Here is a 1230-nt window from a genome sequence, read left to right as displayed (position 1 = left end):
GCGCCCGCGAAAACACCCCCCCCCCCCCCCCCCCGCGCGGGTGGGGGACCCCCGTTCGCCGGCCCCCCCCGCGCCCCCCCCGGGGGGCCGCCGCCCCGATGGCGGGGGCCGACCGGGCGTCCCAGGCTGGAGCCAGATCCCCGTCCGAGAAGAGGTATCCCCATGACCGTCACCGCCGACCTGGACAAGGTCCTCGACAAGGCGTACGAGAACCTGAGCCTGACCGAGGTGCTGGACGCGCCGGTCGCCGCGCTCGCCGGGCTGACCGACACGCACGGCGAGGCGCTCGCCGCACTGAAGATCAAGACCGTCGGCGACCTCGGCCGCAACAAGTACATCCGCTGGGCCGTCGCCATGGCCGACCTCCAGGACCGCACGCACTGAGGCCCGCCCCGGCTCGCCGGTGCGCCCACCGCCCGCCCGGGCGAGCGGGGCACCGGCACGTCCGGGGCCGCGGCGCGGTCGGGGTCATCCCGGGCCCGCGGCACTCACCCGAGGGGCGCAACCATCGCATGATCCACTCGTTGGATCATCCGCAGTCCCACCGGCTGCCGCCGCCGCCCGCACCCGGAGCCGCCCGCCATGCCACCTCGCCCGCCGCACCCCGGCCAGGCCCCCGCCGCCGCGCCCGACGGCCACCCGGTGGGCGACGCCGAAGAGGTGCTGGTCGCCAACTACCGGCGGCTGACCCGGATCGCCTACCTCGTGCTGCCGGCCGGCGCCGACCGCCACCGCCGCCTGCTCACCGCACACGCCGTCACCCAGCGCGCCCTGCCCGGCCTGAACGAGCTGCGCTCCGGCTGCACCGGGACCGCCGACGAGGTGTACGACGCCCTGCGGCTGCGCGTCGTGCGCCGCGCCCTCGCGGGCAGCCGCCGCCTGCGCCGGCCGCTGCCCGGCGTCTGGGGCCTGCGGCTGTTCACCGCCGACGGCGGCGAGGAGGAACTCGCCCTCGACCGTGCACTCGCCGCCCTGCCCGCACCCGCCCGCGCCGCCTACGCGCTGCGCGCCGTCGACGGCCTGCCGCCCACCGAGATCGCCGACCTGCTGGTCCGGGCCGGCGTCACCCGCCCGGCCGAGGCCCGCCGCGCGGCCGAGCACCTCGCCACCACGGCCGGCGAACCGGCCCGCTTCGACCCGTGCACCGTCCGCGTCCAGCCCGGTGACCTGATCCGCCGCCGCCGGGCCGGGCGGCTCGGCGCGGCCGCCGTCGCCCTTGGTGGGTTCTTC

The 1230-nt window shown here is 78.7% G+C and carries 2 protein-coding genes; both read left to right on the top strand.

Going from position 1 to position 1230, the window contains the following annotated elements:
- Positions 1-162: 162 nt before the first annotated feature.
- The gene (locus ACFV0G_RS39535) at positions 163-384 is read left to right on the top strand and encodes a hypothetical protein (RefSeq protein ID WP_380558825.1); all 222 of its coding nucleotides are present in this window, start codon (positions 163-165) and stop codon (positions 382-384) included.
- 198 nt (positions 385-582) lie between these two features.
- Positions 583-1230: sigma factor-like helix-turn-helix DNA-binding protein (locus tag ACFV0G_RS39530; protein WP_380558822.1), on the top strand; the 648-nt coding region annotated here is incomplete at its 3' end.

Origin of the sequence: Kitasatospora sp. NPDC059571, assembly GCF_042735675.1 — a bacterium.
Classification (GTDB): domain Bacteria; phylum Actinomycetota; class Actinomycetes; order Streptomycetales; family Streptomycetaceae; genus Kitasatospora.
Note: the sequence above shows the minus strand (reverse complement) of the source record. Positions and strands in the feature narration are given on the sequence as shown.

Excerpts from the sequence above, each read along its gene's own strand:
- ACFV0G_RS39535 (WP_380558825.1), top strand. The coding sequence starts at position 163 with ATGACCGTCACCGCCGACCTGGACAAGGTCCTCGACAAGGCGTACGAG.